Source organism: Chryseobacterium sp. SIMBA_028 (genome assembly GCF_046535285.1).
Taxonomy (GTDB): Bacteria; Bacteroidota; Bacteroidia; order Flavobacteriales; family Weeksellaceae; genus Chryseobacterium.
Window position 1 is genome coordinate 1 of sequence record NZ_JAWRWZ010000887.1, and the last position, 231, is coordinate 231.

The 231-nt window shown below is 36.8% G+C and carries 1 pseudogene; it reads right to left on the minus strand.

Features of this window, described 5'->3' with window-relative positions:
* A pseudogene (locus SCA31_RS25755) lies at positions 1–231 on the minus strand (type II CRISPR-associated endonuclease Cas1); the annotation flags it as partial.

Genomic DNA, 231 nt, shown 5'->3' on the forward strand with positions numbered 1-231 from the left:
GTTGTTTTTTTAAAGGCTCACTTGCTTCCAGTTGATCTTTTACCCTATCGGAATGTTCTGTATGTCCATAAATTGGCAACATCATTCCGTGTGGCAAATGATGATTATCACAGCTAATCAGAACAACATTATTTCCCATCATTTTCTGAATTAAATTATGTGAAATGGTAATCTGAAAATGATCCAACATCAATAATCCCAGATCTTCGACAGGAACGCTCCCCTTCTCAG